This is a genomic window from Streptomyces sp. NPDC006309 (genome assembly GCF_040613095.1).
Lineage (GTDB): Bacteria > Actinomycetota > Actinomycetes > Streptomycetales > Streptomycetaceae > Streptomyces.
The window spans coordinates 36,734-52,686 of record NZ_JBEXRO010000020.1 but is presented as its reverse complement, the minus strand read 5'-3'; the positions used below and the strand labels follow the sequence as shown (position 1 = coordinate 52,686).

Genomic DNA, 15,953 nt, shown 5'->3' with positions numbered 1-15,953 from the left:
CATGCACACCGTGGCCGTACTGGCGCTGGACGGCGTCATCCCGTTCGATCTGTCCGCCCCCATCGACACCTTCGGCCGCGCACGGCTGCCAGACGGCCGGACGCCGTACCGGGTGCGGGTCTGCTCGGTGCGGGAGGAGGTGAGCGCCGGCGCCTTCACGATGCGGGCGCCGTACGGCCTGGACGCGCTCGCGGAGGCCGACACGATCATCCTGCCGGGCGTCGCGGAACCCCCGGAGGCACTGCCCCCGTCCGTCGCGGAGACCCTGCGCGCGGCGGCCGCGCACGGCACCCGCATCGCGTCGGTCTGCGTGGGCGCGTTCCTGCTCGCGGCGACGGGCCTGCTGGACGGCCTGCGCGCGACGACCCACTGGTCGGCGGCCGGACACCTGGCCGAGCGGTACCCCGAGGTGACCGTCGACCCGGACGTCCTCTACGTCGACAACGGCCAGTTCCTCACCTCCGCGGGCGCCGCCGCGGCCCTCGACATGTGCCTGCACATGATCCGCCGGGACTTCGGCTCGGCGGTCGCCGCGCACACCGCCCGCATGTCGGTGATGCCGCTGGAACGGGAGGGCGGCCAGGCCCAGTTCATCGTCCACGAGCTGCCCCCGGCCCCGGCCGGCGCGACCCTGGAACCCCTGCTGGCCTGGCTGGAGGACCACTGCGACCGCGATCTCACGCTGGGGGAGATCGCGGCGCGGGCGGGCATGAGCGCCCGCACCCTCAACCGCCGCTTCCGCGAACAGACGGGCACGACACCGCTGCGCTGGCTGCACCGGGCACGGGTACGGCGGGCCCAGTACCTGCTGGAGACCACGGACCACCCGGTGGAACGCATCGCCGGCCGGACGGGCTTCGGCTCCCCCACCACCTTCCGCGAGCGCTTCCGCCGCGTGACGGGAACGAGCCCCCAGGGGTACCGGCGGGCGTTCCGGGCGGGCGAGGGGACACGGTGAGGCCGTAGGCGGCCGGCGCTCGCAGCCGGCCGCTGCGGACGCAGCCCGGGCCGCCGGCCGCCGTCTAGGCCTTGCGGTCGGCGACGGCCCAGGAGGTGAGGGCGACGGCCCCGGCGACGCCGAGGACGGACGGCCAGGCGCCGACCTTCTTGGCGAGCGGATGAGAGCCGGCGAACGCGGCGACGTACGCGGCGGTCAGCGCGCCCGCGGCCGTCCCGCCCGCCTGCCGCTGCCACTGCCGCGCCGCGGCGGCACCCCCGACGGCCAGGACCACCCCGCCCAGCTGCCGCTTCTTCGTCCAGCGGGCGACGCCGTAGCCGCCGACGAGCCCGGTCGCGGCGACGACCGCGCTGGGAACCCTGGCCATGAGTGCCTCCTCCTGTGTCCCTGCTGCTGCCCCGAGGTCGGCTCCGAGGCTAACGCGCGGGACGCCGCACGAACCGAACCTGAGTCGAGGCTTGTCAAGTTTCCGGCGGAGAGTTATATAAGAACGCGTAGGGCATCGCACCCCGGTTCCTGAAGAGAGGAGTGACCCGTGATGCTCATGCGCACCGACCCGTTCCGCGAATTCGACCGACTCGCGCAGCAGGTCCTCGGGGCCAACGCCCGCCCGGCCGCCATGCCGATGGACGCCTACCGCTCCGGCGACGACTTCCTCGTCCACTTCGACCTGCCCGGCATCGACCCCGAGTCGATCCAACTCGACGTCGAGCGCAACGTCCTCAACGTCCGCGCCGAACGCCGTGGCGTCGCACCCGAGGGCGCCGAGATGCTGGTCGCCGAACGGCCCACGGGCACGTTCACCCGCCAGCTGTTCCTGGGCGAGACCCTCGACACCGAGCGCATCGACGCCTCGTACGACGCCGGGGTCCTCACCCTGCGCATCCCGGTGGCCGAACAGGCCAAGCCGCGCCGCATCCAGATCAGCGGCGGGGGCGGCGGCCGGAAGCAGCTCAGCGGCTGACGAGGGCCGGCGAAGCCCGTCCGGGCAGCCGGCACCGGCCACACGCACGCGTCCCGCGGCCCGAACAGGGCCCGGGACGCGCCCCTGCCCACGCGGCACGAGTGCGCCGCACCGCACGCCACCGCCGGGGCAGCCCCCACGCCAGTTGCCCCGTACGCCCTACCACCCACCCACCACCACGGCCCGCAAGCCACCACGGCCCGCACACCGAGCCGCCCATGGCGCACATCACGCCACATGCCTCATCTCGGCCGAACTCCCGCTCATGCCCGCCGCATTACGGGGTACCGGGCTTGCGGTGCCCCGAAGCGTTCCGGAGGAGGAGCCAGCACGATGACCGTGACAACCCCGCAGCCGAGAACCACCATCCCCACCCCGTCCCTGCGCCCCCGCGTCGAGGACGTGCCCGAGGACGCCGGCTGGCGGGAACTGACCGAGGCGGTGCGTGAGGCGGGCCAGTACCCGACGAGGACGGAGGCGGAACACGTCACCCGTACCGTCCTGTCGGCCCTGGGCGGCCACGTCACCGGCGAGGAGCGGGTGGCCCTGGCCCAGGCCCTCCCCCTGGAGGCGGGCCGGCTGATCGCCTCCCAGGTCCCCGAGAGCGCCCCCCTGACGGCCCGTGAGTTCGTCGACGCGGTGGCGACCCGCATCGAGGGCTCGACCCCAGCGACGGCCCGCTGGGACGTCAGCACCGTCCTGAGCGTCCTCTCGGACCACATCGGCGAACCCCTGACGACCCGCGTCCTGACCCAACTCCCCCCGGGCTACGCCCTCCTCTTCGGCCGAGCGGACCTGGCAGCAGCAGCCTGACCCCAACAGGGCGCCGCCATCTCATGCGGCGCCCTGTGGCGCTATGCCGCTGAGCGTCTAGCCTGCTGCGATCGAGGAGTACGTCCACACATCTGCTGGGAGCTCATGATGAAGATCCCAGATAACCGCCATCGGTTTGCTCCCCGAGTGGTCCGCATAGGTGGCGGGTCCTAGGAACATCCACGGCGCGGCTTTGCCGATGCTGTTCTCCTTGTAGCGGCGTAGGAAGAGCAAGACATGGCTACCGCGTTTGCTGTGCTGTGTGTAGCGCACCCCCGTGGGTGAGGTCGCCGATGTGTTGTTCTGCGATTCCCAGTGGAAGCGTGTCGGACTGATCGCATAATCCTTGTAGCGCACGGTGGGGGAGAAGTCGCGTTCGTTCTTTTCTAGAGTGATGAGCAGTGCATCGGTTGTGAGGTCTTCGACCCACGTCACTCCTTGGCTGAAGACGCCAGGCATTTGCCCGCCCAGACGGGCGACTCCGAGGGCGGTCAGGACTTCGGATCGGTTATAGGCGCTGTGCACCTTGAGTGGAAGATGGTTGAGGGGGCCACCTAGGGCGATGGGGTAATGGTCGGTCCGGTCGATGACGTACCTCAAGACCTGGCGCAACTCATGGCGAAACGCACGCTGGTCCCGCAGGAAGTTCAAGCCTTGGCGATAGCTGGAGAAGCCGCCTGCCTTGTCCCACAGATTAAAGAACAACATGCGGGCGTACATCTGGTCGGTAGGGGAGAGTGCCTCGTAGTCGGGGGCGTCGTCTCGCAGTAGGCGCTGGTACGCCTGGGCTCGTTCCGGGTCGTCCACATGGAGGAAGGCGTGCACGCGCTTGAGGAGGTCCTCCTCTCCGGGCGGTGCGTGCTCTGTGGTCAGGCCCGCCTTGCGTAGCACCTTCGTCCACGAGTTGTCACTCTTGTACAGTTCGTGGATCTCTCGGCGGCTTTCCCGTAGATATTCTCCCAACGTGGGCGTGCTGTAGTCCCTGACTTCCTTGGCCAGCGTCGTGATCGTGGCCTTGAGCTGGGTTCGGACATTATCGAGCACGAGGTCTTTGGACTTGCCTTCCAGGATGATGTGACAGCCGGAAGGTAGCTGAGGGAAGTCTCGTTCAATGTTGTCGACAAGGCGGTTGCGTGAGAGATTCGTCAAGGCGCGGAACTGCTCCTCGAAGCGAAATTCAGCCCTGTGCTGTCCAATGAAGTCGAGCACGGTGAGTACGGGTTTGTGTGGCGTGCGACGCAGGCCGCGGCCGAGTTGCTGAAGGAAGACGGTTGCACTGTTGGTGGGTCGCAGCAGGAGCAACGTGTCTACATCGGGAATGTCTAGACCTTCATTGAACAGGTCCACGGAGAAAATGACCTGAATGCGGCCGGCCTTGAGATCCGCCAGGGTGCGGTCGCGGACCTCGGAGGGCGACTCACTGTCGAGGTGCGCTGCTTGGAATCCTGCTTCCCGAAAGCATGCGGCCATAAAGCGGGCGTGCGCCTTGGTCACGCAGAAGCCGAGGGCTCGCATTGCAGCAGGGTTGGAGATCTTGTCCTGGACCTGCTTGATGACGATGCGGGCTCGTGCGTGGTCGCCCGTGTAGAGGTTGCCCAGCTGCTCTCGCTCGTAGCTGCCTGACCGCCAGCTCACCGTCGTCAGATTGGTGCCGTCGGGTAGCCCGAAGTAGTGGAATGGGCACAGAAGATCGTTCTCGAGAGCTTCCCACAGTCGTAGTTCTGCCGCGATACGCCCGTCGAAGAACTCATCCTGCACATTGCGGCCATCCATCCGCTCTGGGGTAGCTGTCAACCCCAGGAGCTCGGTGGGCTGGAAATGTTCGAGCACTCGACGGTAGGTGTCTGCGGTCGCGTGATGGAACTCGTCGATGACGATGACGTCGAAGTGGTCAGGATCAAGCTGTTCCAGCCGGCGCAGGTTGAGGGATTGCACGCTGGCGAACACATGCGTCCAGCCGCGGGGTTCTTGGCCGTTGTGCAACAGCTCGCCAAATGAGGCGTCGTCCAGTACCTCGCGGTAGGTCCGCAGGGACTGCCTCAGGATCTCCTTGCGATGAGCGACGAAGAGGAGCCGTGGGAGGGCGCTTCCGCGGTCCTTGTGGAGGTGTCGGTAGTCCAAGGCGGCCATGACCGTTTTGCCGGTACCGGTGGCGGCGACGAGGAGGTTCCGGTGGTGGCCTCGAATATCGCGTTCCACACGCAGCCGCTCGAGCATGTCCCTCTGGTGGGGCAGCGGATGCACCTCTAGACCAGACAGGCTGATCTTGAGTTCACCCACTGTTCCCGTTCCGCCGGCGTGAGCCAGGGCTTCGGTGAGCCGTTCACCGTCGCGTTCGGGGTCGTACGTCTCGAAGGCGGCGTCGGCCCAGTAGGCGTCGAAGGTCGCTTCGAACTTCTCCAGCACCTTGGGGGTAGCGGCAGAGGCCAACCGTACGTTCCATTCCAGGCCGTCGAGCAGCGCACTCTTCGACAGGTTCGAGCTACCGACGTACGCCGTATCGAAACCGGTCTCGCGGCGGAACAGCCATGCCTTGGCGTGTAGGCGTGTGGACCGAATCTCGTAGTTGACCTTTACCTCGGCGCCGAACTCGCGGACCAGGCGATCCAGGGCATAACGGTCCGTAACGCCCATATACGTCGTAGTGATGACGCGAATGGGAACCTTGCGCTCCTTCGCCGCGCGAAGGGAGTCTTCGAGGACGCGTATGCCATACCACTTCACGAAGGCGCATAGCAGGTCGATTCGGTCTGCCGTGGCCAGTTCCGCCCTCAGCTCCGCCCCAAGGCTGGGGTCATCGGGGGCGTTAGTGATCAGCGCTGTCTCGGAGAGGGGGGTCAGCGGACGCATGGCGTAAACACCTGCTGCTTCCCGCTTGGCCAGTGCGAGAAGCTGCCGAGGGCCATCAGCGATGGCGTCGACCAGCTGGTCCATCTCGGGATCAGGGGCGTGAGATGCCAACGAGCGGATGACTGCGTTGGCCGCGTCGACCTGCTTGTCGCGCGGGAGCTGGCTCAGCCGGATGCGCACCGCTTCGCTGATGTAGCGAGCGAGCACGTGTGGGGTGGACTCCTCGCTGACCTCCGCATCCACTGCCTTCCAGGTGGCGGAGTCCAACTGGTGCAAGCGGTGCTGTAGGCGACGGGTGACAAGTTGCTCGTACACGCCTGCCACTGGCGGTGTCTGGTCTGGCTGCGTCACGTCCGCCCCCTTGATCCGTTTGTGACACGACCAGTTGTAACAGGCCGCACTGACAGTCCGTACCTGCCTGCGATGCCGACTCGATGCGGTCGCTATAGGGCGCCAGATGTGTCATGTTGCGAATCGAGAGTGACAAGTTTGATCGTTTCGATTCAGTATGGCGCCGTGGGAGAACAGAGGATCGGTCACATCGAGGGCATCGCTCCGGGCGCGGAGTTCTACCGACGCGTGCAGGTGAAGCGCAACAACCTGCACAGCAACACCGTCAGGGGGATCTCGAGACTTGTCGACGACGACGGCGTCTACGTCGCGGATGCCATCGTTCTGCACGGGGGGTACGAGGACGATCACGACGACTGGGGCAGCATCCGCTACACAGGGGCCTCACCCGACGTGGACAAGTACAAGGTCAACGGGGTGCCACGGCTCCGGCGTAGCCAATCTTGGGACTACGCGGACAATGCTGCGTTGAAGCGGACGTACCAGCGCGGTCATCCCGTTCGGGTCATTCGCGGCTGGAAGGGAGATGCTCGGTACTCACCGATCGATTGCTACCGCTACGACGGCCTGTACGTCGTGACGGACATTCGGACCGCCGTCGCACAGTCACCAGCACCCGACGGCACCCCGATCGAAATCTGTCAGTTCGATCTGAAGCGCCTTCCCGAAGAGCAGCAGGATCCGACCTCTCTGGAACACCAGATCGTTAACTTGCTAGAGCGGCAGGGCACGGTCTCTGAGGAAGGCGCAGACGACGAAGGCGCGGCTGAACAGTCAGAGGAAGAAGGGGAAGCCGCGGAGGATGGGCCTGTCCAGGCCGAAAGGTTCCCCGAGACGCGAACGGCCCGGGTGCAGCGTCTGGTTAGGGATGACGCAGTGATACGGAACGTTAAAAGGCTCCATGGCGGAGAGTGTCAAGTGTGCGGCCTTCGCCTGCTCGGCCCGAACGGCAAGCCGTACAGCGAAGGTGCCCACATTCGACCCCTGGGTAAGCCCCATAGGGGCCCTGACGTCGAGCCGAACGTCCTCTGCCTCTGCCCCAATTGTCACGTTCGCCTAGACATAGGCGCCATCGTCATCGAAGACGATTGGTCCATCGTCGTGCGGGCAGGGGCATTCGGCTTCGACGTTCGGCCCAAACTCAAGCGGCATCGAAGGCACACGATTCACCTGGATTACGTCCGCTACCACCGCGAATGGTGGTTGAGTCGCTAGTCCGTCCCGTGACACTCCGCATACCCCGACCCCGCCCCGCACCAGCATTCCGCCCCCCGCTGGGGCGGCCAGGCGATGGCTCGGCCGCGGGCTGCCAGGGTGGTCGCGTACTGGGGGAGGAGCGTGGTGTCCTCCGGGGAGGTGCCCTCCGATGCCGCGAAGGCCTCGTACGAGGGGACCGTGCCGGTGACGATGCCCAGGTTCGCCGTGCCGGAGGAGGCGAGTTCGCGCAGGGAGGTCTCTATGGTCGACAGGTGGGACTCGTGGGAGGGGTATTCGGAGGTCAGGGTCGGGTACGCCGCCAGCAGCTCGGCCAGTTCGGGGGCCGGCCAGTGGAGGACGGCCACCGGGTAGGGGCGGGAGAGGGCTTCGCGGTAGGCGCCCAGCTCCGCCCGGAGGCGGGAGATCTCCGCTGCCAGTTCGGCCGGGTTGTCCGAGCCCAGGGACCACACGCGTTTGGGGTCGTGGAGTTCGTCCAGGCTGACCGGGGACGTGTGGAGGGTGTCGGCGAGGGCGTCCCAGTCGTCGTGCGGCAGGCCCCGCATGCGGCGGACGCGGTGGCGGCCGTAGAGGAGGGGATGGGTGGAGGGGGCGGGCTCGGCCGAGTCCGTCAGCAGGAGGCGGGCCGCCTCGCTGAACGTCTCCTCCGCCGCCTCCAGCTCGTCATGGGCCTCCAGTGCCTCCGCGATGATCACCCAGGGTGCCGGGTCGCGCGGGGCCGACGTGCGCAGGCCCTCGATGATCGCCCGTGCTTCCGCCTCGTGGCCGTACTCCCACAGGTTCGACGCCTTCAGGGCGCGGACGAGGGCGGGGTTGTCCACACCTTCGTCGGAGGACAGGAGGCGGTCGTAGAGGGTGGTCGCCGCGGGGCGGTCGCCGGACAGTTCCAGGTGGGCCGCCGCCCGGAGGAGGAGGACCTCGGCGTCCTCGGGGTACAGGCCGGCGGTCCGCTCCAGGCGTGCCGCTTCGGCGGTGTGGTCGACGTTCTCGGCAGGCGTGTCGGGGCGCATGGGGGACACCGTACTGCCGGCCGGTGACGAAAGTGAGGTGTGGTGGGGCTGCGGAGGGGGGCGGCGGCTGCCCCTGGGGGTGGACTTCCGGCCGATGCGCGGCCCCGGTCGTACGGTGGCGCCGTCCACCTCGCCCGGGTAGCGGAGGAGCGAACCCCCGCGGCCACGAACCCCGTTCGCGCAGCCCCCCGGTACGTTCGCCGCGCCCGCGAGCGCCAGCCCCGCCGACACCAGCAGGGCGAGGTCCGCGTCGTGGGCCGGGCTGCCGGACGACGTGGCGAGGGCGATGGTCGGGGCCACGCCGGCGCTGGAGCCGACGTAGCGAAGGTCTGCTGGGCGCCGGAGCCCCTCGCGGCCCGCTCGCGGGGCACGGACTCGACGCCGAGCAGGGGCAGGGCCCCGTTCAGCAGGCCGCTGCCGATGCCGCCGGCGCCGTCGCCCGCGCGCTGGACGGCGTCGGCGAACGGTGGACGCTGCTCGTCGTCCGCGACGCGATCCACGGCGTCCGGCGCCACAACGACTTCCTCGTCCACCTCGGCATCCCGCGCGCCGTCCTCTCGGCCCGGCTCAGGACACTCACCGACGAGGGCGTCCTCGAAAGGCGCCGCTACCAGGAGACGCCGCCCCGGGACGGGTACGTCGTCACCGAGCGCGGCATCGCCCTCTGGCCCGCGCTGCGCGCCCTCGGCCGGTGGGGGCGCGAGTACGTCGACGACACCCGGCAGCGCTCGTTCCGGCACGCGGACCGCGGCGGGGACGTCGGGCCGTACGGAATGTGCGCGGGGTGCGGAACTCTCGTGCCGGTCCCGGACGTTGTCATGGTGCCGGGGCCGGGACTCGATCCCGCGCCGGCGGATCCGGTGAGCAGGGCGCTGCTGCGGCCCGAGCGGCTGCTGGAGCCCCTGGTGCCGGAACCGGTGTATCAGACACACTGAACGAGGGTCGAAAGAGAAGGCCGAAGGGGGGAGCGCCGATGCGTGGCCGGGCTGCCGTCACACGTCCCCTCGTCATCGCGCTGATCCTCGTGCAGTTGCTGCTGCTCCAGGCCGCGTTGCTCGGTACCGGTGGCCTGTCCACCGCCGTCGCCCTCGCCGCGACGGCCACCGTCGCCGCCGGCCTCGCCGCGAGCGCCCTGCTCGCCGCCCGCGGAGCACCCGCCGTCCTCCCCACCCGCGTCCGCGAGGCGATACGCGACAGGGCCCGCCGTACGGCATTCCTGCCCCAGCGTGACCCCGACGCGCCCGGCCGGCGGCGGCCCAGAGCGCCGGGACCCGCCCGTCCGGCGACCGCCGCGTAGGGCACGTTCTCCCGCACTTCAGCGCGTGACCCCGCGCGGGTCGTCCTGCCGATGTCCCTTCACTTCCGGCACGACGAGACCCCCGGAGGGCTCAGCCATGTCCCTTGTCAGTCACCTGGTCGAACAGCTCGCCCACCTGCTGACCCCGCTCTTCCACGCCTCCGCGGCAGCCGCCGCGATCGTTCTGTTCACCGCGCTCGTACGGCTCCTCCTCCACCCGCTGTCCCGGGCCGCCGCCCGGGGCCGGCGCGTCCGCGCCGCGCTCCAGCCGAGAGTCGCCGCGCTGCGCGCGAAGCACGCCGGTGATCCGCAGCGTCTGAAGCAGGCGGTGCTGGACCTGCACGCCGAGGAGAAGGTCTCGCCGCTCTCCGGTCTGCTGCCCGGCCTGCTCCAGCTCCCCGCCTTCTTCGTCCTCTACCACCTCTTCTCCAGCTCCACGATCGGCGGCGAGAGCAACGGCCTGCTCAGCCACCGGCTCCTCGCGGCACCGCTCGGCGGACGCTGGTCCGACGCGCTCGCCGACGGCGGGGTGTTCGGCCCGGCCGGCCTGGTCTACGCCGCTGTCTTCGTCCTCGTCGCGGCCGTCGCCGCCGTCAACTACCGGCGCGCCCGGCGGACGATGGCCGAGCAACCGGCACCGGCGGGCGGGGGTGACGCGGTGCCGGGGCTCGGCGCGGCCACCCGCGTGATGCCGTTCCTGTCCTTCTTCACGCTCGTCACCGTGGCCGTCGTCCCACTCGCCGCCGCCCTGTACGTGGTCACCAGTACGGCGTGGAGCGCCGCGGAACAGGCCCTGCTGTCCCGCTGAACGGGCCCCGCGTCCCGCTGAGCCAGCCCCGTTCTCCCGCTGAGCAGGCCCTGGCCGCGGTCCTGGTCCGGTCCGGTCCGTGGCCGCGGTCCTGGTCCAGTCCGTGAACAGGGTCTTGCGGACTGGACGGCGGAATTGGAGGATCGTCCAGCCCTTCCGGCGGCTGCACCCGCCGGCCGGGCGCCCGCGATCGAGGGAGATTGTGACCATGAAGCTGCTGCGAGTCGGTACGGCAGGGGCCGAACGCCCCGCGCTGCTCGACGCCCGGGGGATCCTGCGGGACCTGTCGGGCCTCGTGGACGACATCGACGGCGCGCTCCTCGCCGACGACACCGCGCTCGGCCGGGTACGGGCGGCGGCCGAGGCCGGTGAGCTGCCCGTGCTCGACGCGGCCGGACTGCGGATCGGACCCCCGGTCGGCCGCATCGGCAAGGTCGTCTGCATCGGGCTCAACTACCACGACCACGCCCGCGAGATCGGCGCCGAACCGCCGCCCGAGCCGGTGGTGTTCCTCAAGGCGCCGGACACGGTCGTCGGGCCGTACGACACCGTGCTGGTGCCGCGCGGCTCGGTCAAGACCGACTGGGAGGTCGAACTCGCGGTCGTCATCGGCCGTACGGCCCGCTATCTGGAGTCGGCGCAGGAGGGCCTCGCCCACGTCGCCGGGTACGCGGTGGCGCACGACGTCTCCGAGCGGGAGTACCAGATCGAGCGGGGCGGGACCTGGGACAAGGGCAAGAACTGCGAGACGTTCAACCCCCTGGGCCCGTGGCTGGTGACGGCCGACGAGGTGCCGGACCCGCAGCGGCTGTCCCTGAAGCTGTGGGTGAACGGGCAGGTCGAGCAGGACGGTACGACGGCCGAACAGATCTTCCCCGTGGGCGAGGTCGTGCGCTACCTCAGCCGGTTCATGACGCTGTATCCCGGAGACGTCGTCAGCACGGGGACGCCGGCGGGGGTGGCCATGGGCCGGCCCGAACCCAAGCCGTATCTGCGGGCCGGGGACGTGGTGGAGCTGGAGATCGAGGGGCTCGGGCGGCAGCGGCAGGAACTCAAGGACGCCTGAGCCCCCCACGGTCAGACGGACAGGAACTTCTCCAGGGCCTCCACCACCAGCTCGTGGTCCTGGAGTTGGGGCAGGCCCGAGACCGTGACCGCGCCGACGACACCCACGTCCTCCACCCGGACCGGGAAGGAACCGCCGTGCGCCGCGTATGTGTCGGGGTCCAGGCGGGAGGATTCCTCGAACGTCGTTCCCTTGGCGCGGAAGCGGGTCCCGACCAGGTAGGAGGAGGCGCCGTAGCGCTCCACGACCCGGCGCTTGCGGGCGATCCAGGCGTCGTTGTCGGGCGTGGAGCCCGGCAGCGCCGCGTGGAAGAGCTGCTGGCCGGCGCGGTGGATGTCGATGGCGACCGGCGCGCTGCGCTCCCGCGCCAGCCGCACCAGGAGCGAGCCGAGAGCCCAGGCGTCGTCGTAGGTGAACCGCCGGAAGACCAGGCGGCGTTCCTGCGCCTCCAGCTCCTCGGGGCCAGGGGTCTGGTCGGGGGTGGTCTGCGGGTGGGTCATCAGAGGGTCACCGTCACCTTGTCGCGGGCGGACCTGCGGGCCGCTTCCAGTACGTCGAGCGCGGCGGCGGCCTCCAGGGCCGTCACCGGGTTGGGGCCGGCGCCGGTCAGGGCGGCGGCGACGGCCGCGTAGTAGGCGGGGTAGTCGCCGGGGAGCGTCGGCACGGGGGTGCCGCCGCCGGTCAGCGGGGACTCCCCGGAACCGAGGCGGCCCCACAGCGCCTCGTCCTCCGCGCCCCAGTCGGGCACGGTGCCGGGACGGCTGCCCTCGCGCAGGGCCGCCTCCTGCGGGTCCAGGCCGTACTTCACGTAGCCCGCGCGGGAGCCGAGCACCCGGAAACGGGGTCCGAGCTGGGCGGTCGTCGCGGAGACGTAGAGGTGGGAGCGGACGCCGCTCGCGTGGGTGAGTGCGAGGAAGGTGTCGTCGTCGGTCTCGGCGCCGGGGCGGCGGACGTCCGTCTCGGCGTAGACCTCGGTGACCGGGCCGAAGAGGACCAGGGCCTGGTCGACGACGTGGCTGCCGAGGTCGTAGAGCAGGCCCCCGATCTCCGCCGGGTCGCCGGACTCGCGCCAGCCGCCCTTGGGCTGCGGGCGCCAGCGCTCGAAACGGGATTCGAAGCGCCAGGCGTCGCCGAGCTCGCCGTCGGCCAGGAGCCCGCGCAGGGTCAGGAAGTCGTTGTCCCAGCGGCGGTTCTGGAAGACCGACAGCAGCAGGCCGCGCTCGTCGGCGAGGGCGGCGAGAGCGCGCGCCTCCGCCGCCGTACCGGCGACCGGCTTGTCCACGACCACCGGCAGGCCCGCTTCGAGCGCGGCCGTGGCCAGCGGTACGTGCGTCTTGTTCGGGGAGGCGACGACGATCAGGTCCAGCTCGCCGGCGCGGTCGAACAGTTCGTCGGGGGTGGTGGCGAACCGGACGTCCGGGAACTCGGCGCGGGCCTGGTGCCGCCGCTCCGGCTGGGAGGTGACCACCGTGTCCAGGGCGAGGCCCTCGGTGGCGGCGATCAGCGGGGCGTGGAAGACGGAGCCGGCGAGGCCGTAGCCGATCAGGCCGACGCGGAGGGGGGCAGTAGTCATGACACCCACTTTGGCAACGCTGTTGCCAAAGTGCAAGCGGCGGGGACAATGGGTCCCGTGAACACGACGAGGAGCGGCGGACCGGCGGGAGCGAACCTGGGCGCGGTGCGCAGTCACAACGGCGCGCTGGTGCTGGGGCTGCTGCGGGACGCCGGGGCGGAGGGCATCAGCCGCCTGGAACTGGCCGAGCGCACCGGGCTCACCCCGCAGGCCGTCAGCAAGATCACCGCGAGGCTGCGGGAGGAGGGCCTCGCCGCGGAGGCCGGACGGCGCGCGTCGACCGGCGGCAAGCCGCGGACCGTGCTGCGGCTGGTACCGGAGGCGGGGCACGCGGTGGGCGTCCACCTCGACCGCGACGAGCTGCGGGTGGTACTGGCCGACCTGGACGGGGCGGTGGTGGGCGAACGCCGCACCGCGCTGGATCTCGGGGCGGGCGGGCGGGCGGTACTGGACGCGGTGTGCGGCGCGGTCGGGGAACTGGTGGCGCAGAGGCCGGACGGGCCGGCGGCCGGTGACGGAGGGCTTGCCGGGGGCGGATCATTGCTGGGAGTGGGGGTCGCGCTGCCCGGGCCGCTCGACCATGCCCGCGGGGTACTGCACCGGGTCACCGGGTTTCCCGCGTGGGACGGCTTTCCCCTGCGGGACGCGCTCGCGGAGCGGCTGGGGGTGCCGGTGGTGGTGGACAAGGACACCAACGCCGCCGCGCTCGGACTGGCGGTCGGCAACGAGGAGGGGGCCGCGGCCGGCTCCTTCGCGTACCTGCACCTCGGCACCGGACTCGGCGCCGGGCTGGTGATCGGCGGGCACGTGCACCGGGGGGCGCGGACCGGGGCCGGGGAGTTCGGCCACCAGGTGATCCAGCTGGACGGCCCGCTGTGCGAGTGCGGCAACCGGGGGTGCGTCGAGGTGCTGTGCCTGCGGGCCGCGGCGCGGGGGGAGGTGGCCGAGGCGGCACGCGTGCTGGGGGTGGCGGCCGGGAACCTGGTGGGACTCCTGGACATCGACGTGGTGCTGCTCGGAGGGCGTACGGTCGCGGACGCGCCCGAGATCTACGTGCGGGGTGTGGGGGAGGTGCTGGCGGCACGGGCCCGCCGCGAGGGAACGCGCACCGGGGGCGTACCGGTACGGGTCGCTCCGCACGGCGAGCGGGCGGTGGCCGAGGGAGCGGCCCAACTGCTGCTGGCCCCCCTGTTCGGCCGCGGAGAAACCTGACCGCCGTCAGGCACCATACGAACTCCGCCCACTCCGCCTCCGGCGCCCATAAGGCGTGCGTCGCCCCCGACCCCTAGGGGCGCGGGGAACTGCGCGAGCAGCCACGACGTGCCCGCGGCCCGCGACGCCGACCGGCCCCACGCCCGCCGACGCCCCGGCCCACTCCGCCTCCGGCGCCCATAAGACCTGCGTCGCTCCCAACCCCCTAGGGCGCGGGGAACGGCGCGACCAGCCACGACGTGCCCGCGGCCGAAACTTCGGCACAACCCCCGGCTGCGCTGATCGAGCGGACTTGACCCCCGCCCCGGAGCGTCGGCGCCGTACCTCCCGTCCCACCCGGCATGGTCATGTGTTCATGCGACTGCGCACGTCCCTGTCCCTCTGCCTCGCCACAGGCGCCGCCACCGCCATCGTCGTCGTGCCCGTGTCGCCGGATGCCGCCTTCGCCGACCAGGTCCCCTCCTGCTCCGGCGCCGACGCGCGGACCTTCCCGCTGGCCACCCGGATCCGCGGCGGCCCCGACTCCTATGAGGCGGGCGGCGGATACGGCACCTGGTACATCGACCTGACCAACACCACCCCCCGCGCCTGCGCCCGTATCCATCCGGTCGTCGTCCTGACCGACGACCGGCGCGCCCTGCGGCCGGAGCAGCCCCAGCTGGACTTCTACGAGGGCTCCCGCGTCCGGCCGGTCACCTTCGAGAGCACCGACGCGCACGAACTGGTCGGGGTGCTGGACGGCGCCGGGTTCGACGGGTTCACCGTGCCGTCCGGAGGCACCGTGAGCGTCCGGGTCCGTCTCGCGCTCACCTCCGACGCGCACGCCGGGAAGGTCACCGCCAACGCCGCCGCCGTACAGCGCCGGGGGCAGGACGGGGACTGGGTCGGGGAGTCCAACACGTACCGCTTCTCGATCGACGGGGACGAGGAGGACACGCGGAACACCGGGGAGCCGACGGCCACCCCGTCCGGCAGCGCCCCGGCCAGCCCCACAAGCACCGCCACCCCGCCTTCGTCCCCGCCCTCCGCACAGGAGGCGCAGGAGGCGCAGGAATCCGAAGAAGCGGAGGAGACACAGGCGGCGGAGGCGACGGAGGGGGCCGAAGAGGCAGAGGATGCCGAAGAGGCTGAAGTGGCGCAGGTGGCCGAGGAGGCACAGGAAGCCGGGGAACGGGCGCGCGAGCTGGCGCGTACGGGGCCGGGACTGGCCCGCGGGCTCCTCGTGGCCGTCGCGGCGCTGCTCGGCGTAGGCGCCGCCGCGTTCCTGCTGGTCCGGGGCCGCCGCCGCTGAGGAAGGGCCCCGCGGGCCACGTCGTGCCGCTCGGCGGGACCCCGCGTGTCCACGGTGCCCGCGAGACCGTACGGCGGCCCCGGGAGATGCCGGAGCCACGAGAAGGCCGTCGCCGGCCCGCTGCCGACAGGCGCGGCGGGCCTCCTGCCGGAGCCGGGCTTCCGGTCCCGACGGTGACGTACGCGCTCTGGGGCCCTGCCCCCGTCGCCCGGCGGCAGCCCGCCGTCGCCCGCCGAGGGGGCCCCCGCCGCCCGGTGAGGCGGCCCCTGTCACCCGGCGGCAGCCCCTCGTCACCTGGCGGCATCCCCCCGCCACCCGGCGAGGTAGCCCCCCGTCACCTGGCGGCAGCCCTCGTCGCCTGGCGGTAGCCGCCCGTCGCCCGGCGAGGCAGCCCCTCGTCGCCTGGCGGCAGCCCTCGTCGCCTGGCGGTAGCCGCCCGTCGCCCGGCGAGGCAGCCCCTCGTCGCCTGGCGGTAGCCGCCCGTCGCCCGGCGAGGTAGCCCCTCGTCGCCTGGCGGCAGCCCTCGTCGCCTGGCGGTAGCCGCC

General features: G+C 71.1%; 15 protein-coding genes. 10 read left to right on the top strand and 5 right to left on the bottom strand.

Translation table 11 applies throughout. From position 1 onward, the window contains the following. The first annotated feature begins 1 nt into the window (after position 1). The gene (locus ABZ117_RS24100) at positions 2 to 958 is read left to right on the top strand and encodes a helix-turn-helix domain-containing protein (RefSeq protein WP_356823846.1); all 957 of its coding nucleotides are present in this window, start codon (positions 2 to 4) and stop codon (positions 956 to 958) included. A 64-nt stretch (positions 959 to 1,022) separates the two neighbouring features. On the opposite strand, the gene ABZ117_RS24095 is transcribed toward ABZ117_RS24100, so the two are convergent. After that, the gene (locus ABZ117_RS24095; protein WP_356823845.1) at positions 1,023 to 1,325 is read right to left on the bottom strand and encodes a hypothetical protein; all 303 of its coding nucleotides are present in this window, start codon (positions 1,323 to 1,325) and stop codon (positions 1,023 to 1,025) included. A 171-nt stretch (positions 1,326 to 1,496) separates the two neighbouring features. Here ABZ117_RS24095 and ABZ117_RS24090 point away from each other — a divergent pair, with 171 nt between their 5' ends. Then, positions 1,497 to 1,922 (top strand): Hsp20/alpha crystallin family protein, encoded by a 426-nt coding sequence (locus ABZ117_RS24090; protein WP_356823844.1) that lies wholly within the window; start codon positions 1,497 to 1,499, stop codon positions 1,920 to 1,922. A 333-nt stretch (positions 1,923 to 2,255) separates the two neighbouring features. Continuing rightward, positions 2,256 to 2,735 (top strand): DUF2267 domain-containing protein, encoded by a 480-nt coding sequence (locus ABZ117_RS24085; protein ID WP_356823843.1) that lies wholly within the window; start codon positions 2,256 to 2,258, stop codon positions 2,733 to 2,735. Positions 2,736 to 2,792: 57 nt separating this feature from the next. Here the strand turns inward: ABZ117_RS24085 and ABZ117_RS24080 are convergent, their stop codons facing one another. Beyond that, a complete protein-coding gene (locus ABZ117_RS24080; RefSeq protein WP_356823842.1) occupies positions 2,793 to 5,936 on the bottom strand; it encodes a DUF3427 domain-containing protein in 3,144 nt (1,047 codons plus the stop codon). Positions 5,937 to 6,101: 165 nt separating this feature from the next. Between ABZ117_RS24080 and ABZ117_RS24075 the strand changes: the two genes are divergently transcribed. Beyond that, on the top strand, positions 6,102 to 7,151 hold the full coding sequence (locus ABZ117_RS24075; RefSeq protein ID WP_356823841.1) for a YDG/SRA domain-containing protein: 1,050 nt from the start codon (positions 6,102 to 6,104) through the stop codon (positions 7,149 to 7,151). Here ABZ117_RS24075 and ABZ117_RS24070 read toward each other — a convergent pair. Continuing rightward, positions 7,148 to 8,161, bottom strand: coding sequence for a tetratricopeptide repeat protein (locus ABZ117_RS24070; protein ID WP_356823840.1), 1,014 nt, complete (start codon positions 8,159 to 8,161; stop codon positions 7,148 to 7,150). The genes ABZ117_RS24075 and ABZ117_RS24070 overlap by 4 nt on opposite strands. A 446-nt stretch (positions 8,162 to 8,607) precedes the next feature. On the opposite strand from ABZ117_RS24070, the gene ABZ117_RS24065 reads away from it, so the two are divergent. The 4 genes from ABZ117_RS24065 to ABZ117_RS24050 all read left to right on the top strand — a co-directional run bounded on the left by ABZ117_RS24065 (position 8,608) and on the right by ABZ117_RS24050 (position 11,332). Then, positions 8,608 to 9,096 (top strand): helix-turn-helix domain-containing protein, encoded by a 489-nt coding sequence (locus tag ABZ117_RS24065; RefSeq protein WP_356823926.1) that lies wholly within the window; start codon positions 8,608 to 8,610, stop codon positions 9,094 to 9,096. Between the two features lie 38 nt (positions 9,097 to 9,134). Further along, complete coding sequence (locus ABZ117_RS24060; RefSeq protein WP_356823839.1) at positions 9,135 to 9,458, top strand: DUF6412 domain-containing protein; 324 nt, start codon at positions 9,135 to 9,137, stop codon at positions 9,456 to 9,458. A 97-nt stretch (positions 9,459 to 9,555) separates the two neighbouring features. Then, complete coding sequence (gene yidC / locus ABZ117_RS24055) at positions 9,556 to 10,266, top strand: membrane protein insertase YidC (protein WP_356823838.1); 711 nt, start codon at positions 9,556 to 9,558, stop codon at positions 10,264 to 10,266. Between the two features lie 208 nt (positions 10,267 to 10,474). Then, positions 10,475 to 11,332 carry a fumarylacetoacetate hydrolase family protein gene (locus tag ABZ117_RS24050; protein WP_356823837.1) on the top strand — a complete coding sequence of 286 codons (858 nt, stop codon included), beginning with the start codon at positions 10,475 to 10,477 and terminating at the stop codon, positions 11,330 to 11,332. A gap of 11 nt (positions 11,333 to 11,343) precedes the next feature. Here the strand turns inward: ABZ117_RS24050 and ABZ117_RS24045 are convergent, their stop codons facing one another. Next, the gene (locus ABZ117_RS24045) at positions 11,344 to 11,832 is read right to left on the bottom strand and encodes a heme-degrading domain-containing protein (RefSeq protein WP_356823836.1); all 489 of its coding nucleotides are present in this window, start codon (positions 11,830 to 11,832) and stop codon (positions 11,344 to 11,346) included. Continuing rightward, entirely contained in the window at positions 11,832 to 12,905 is a 1,074-nt protein-coding gene (locus ABZ117_RS24040; RefSeq protein ID WP_356823835.1) for a Gfo/Idh/MocA family oxidoreductase, read from the bottom strand. Before ABZ117_RS24040 ends, ABZ117_RS24045 begins: the two co-directional genes overlap by 1 nt. A gap of 48 nt (positions 12,906 to 12,953) precedes the next feature. Here ABZ117_RS24040 and ABZ117_RS24035 point away from each other — a divergent pair, with 48 nt between their 5' ends. Next, complete coding sequence (locus tag ABZ117_RS24035; RefSeq protein ID WP_356823834.1) at positions 12,954 to 14,117, top strand: ROK family transcriptional regulator; 1,164 nt, start codon at positions 12,954 to 12,956, stop codon at positions 14,115 to 14,117. 355 nt (positions 14,118 to 14,472) lie between these two features. Further along, the gene (locus ABZ117_RS24030) at positions 14,473 to 15,408 is read left to right on the top strand and encodes a hypothetical protein (RefSeq protein WP_356823833.1); all 936 of its coding nucleotides are present in this window, start codon (positions 14,473 to 14,475) and stop codon (positions 15,406 to 15,408) included. Positions 15,409 to 15,953: the final 545 nt, after the last annotated feature.

Excerpts from the sequence above, each read along its gene's own strand:
- ABZ117_RS24070 (WP_356823840.1), bottom strand. The coding sequence starts at position 8,161 with ATGCGCCCCGACACGCCTGCCGAGAACGTCGACCACACCGCCGAAGCG.
- ABZ117_RS24040 (WP_356823835.1), bottom strand. The coding sequence starts at position 12,905 with ATGACTACTGCCCCCCTCCGCGTCGGCCTGATCGGCTACGGCCTCGCC.
- ABZ117_RS24060 (WP_356823839.1), top strand. The coding sequence starts at position 9,135 with ATGCGTGGCCGGGCTGCCGTCACACGTCCCCTCGTCATCGCGCTGATC.
- ABZ117_RS24045 (WP_356823836.1), bottom strand. The coding sequence starts at position 11,832 with ATGACCCACCCGCAGACCACCCCCGACCAGACCCCTGGCCCCGAGGAG.
- ABZ117_RS24090 (WP_356823844.1), top strand. The coding sequence starts at position 1,497 with ATGCTCATGCGCACCGACCCGTTCCGCGAATTCGACCGACTCGCGCAG.
- ABZ117_RS24050 (WP_356823837.1), top strand. The coding sequence starts at position 10,475 with ATGAAGCTGCTGCGAGTCGGTACGGCAGGGGCCGAACGCCCCGCGCTG.
- ABZ117_RS24095 (WP_356823845.1), bottom strand. The coding sequence starts at position 1,325 with ATGGCCAGGGTTCCCAGCGCGGTCGTCGCCGCGACCGGGCTCGTCGGC.
- ABZ117_RS24100 (WP_356823846.1), top strand. The coding sequence starts at position 2 with ATGCACACCGTGGCCGTACTGGCGCTGGACGGCGTCATCCCGTTCGAT.
- yidC (WP_356823838.1), top strand. The coding sequence starts at position 9,556 with ATGTCCCTTGTCAGTCACCTGGTCGAACAGCTCGCCCACCTGCTGACC.
- ABZ117_RS24085 (WP_356823843.1), top strand. The coding sequence starts at position 2,256 with ATGACCGTGACAACCCCGCAGCCGAGAACCACCATCCCCACCCCGTCC.
- ABZ117_RS24030 (WP_356823833.1), top strand. The coding sequence starts at position 14,473 with ATGCGACTGCGCACGTCCCTGTCCCTCTGCCTCGCCACAGGCGCCGCC.
- ABZ117_RS24035 (WP_356823834.1), top strand. The coding sequence starts at position 12,954 with ATGGGTCCCGTGAACACGACGAGGAGCGGCGGACCGGCGGGAGCGAAC.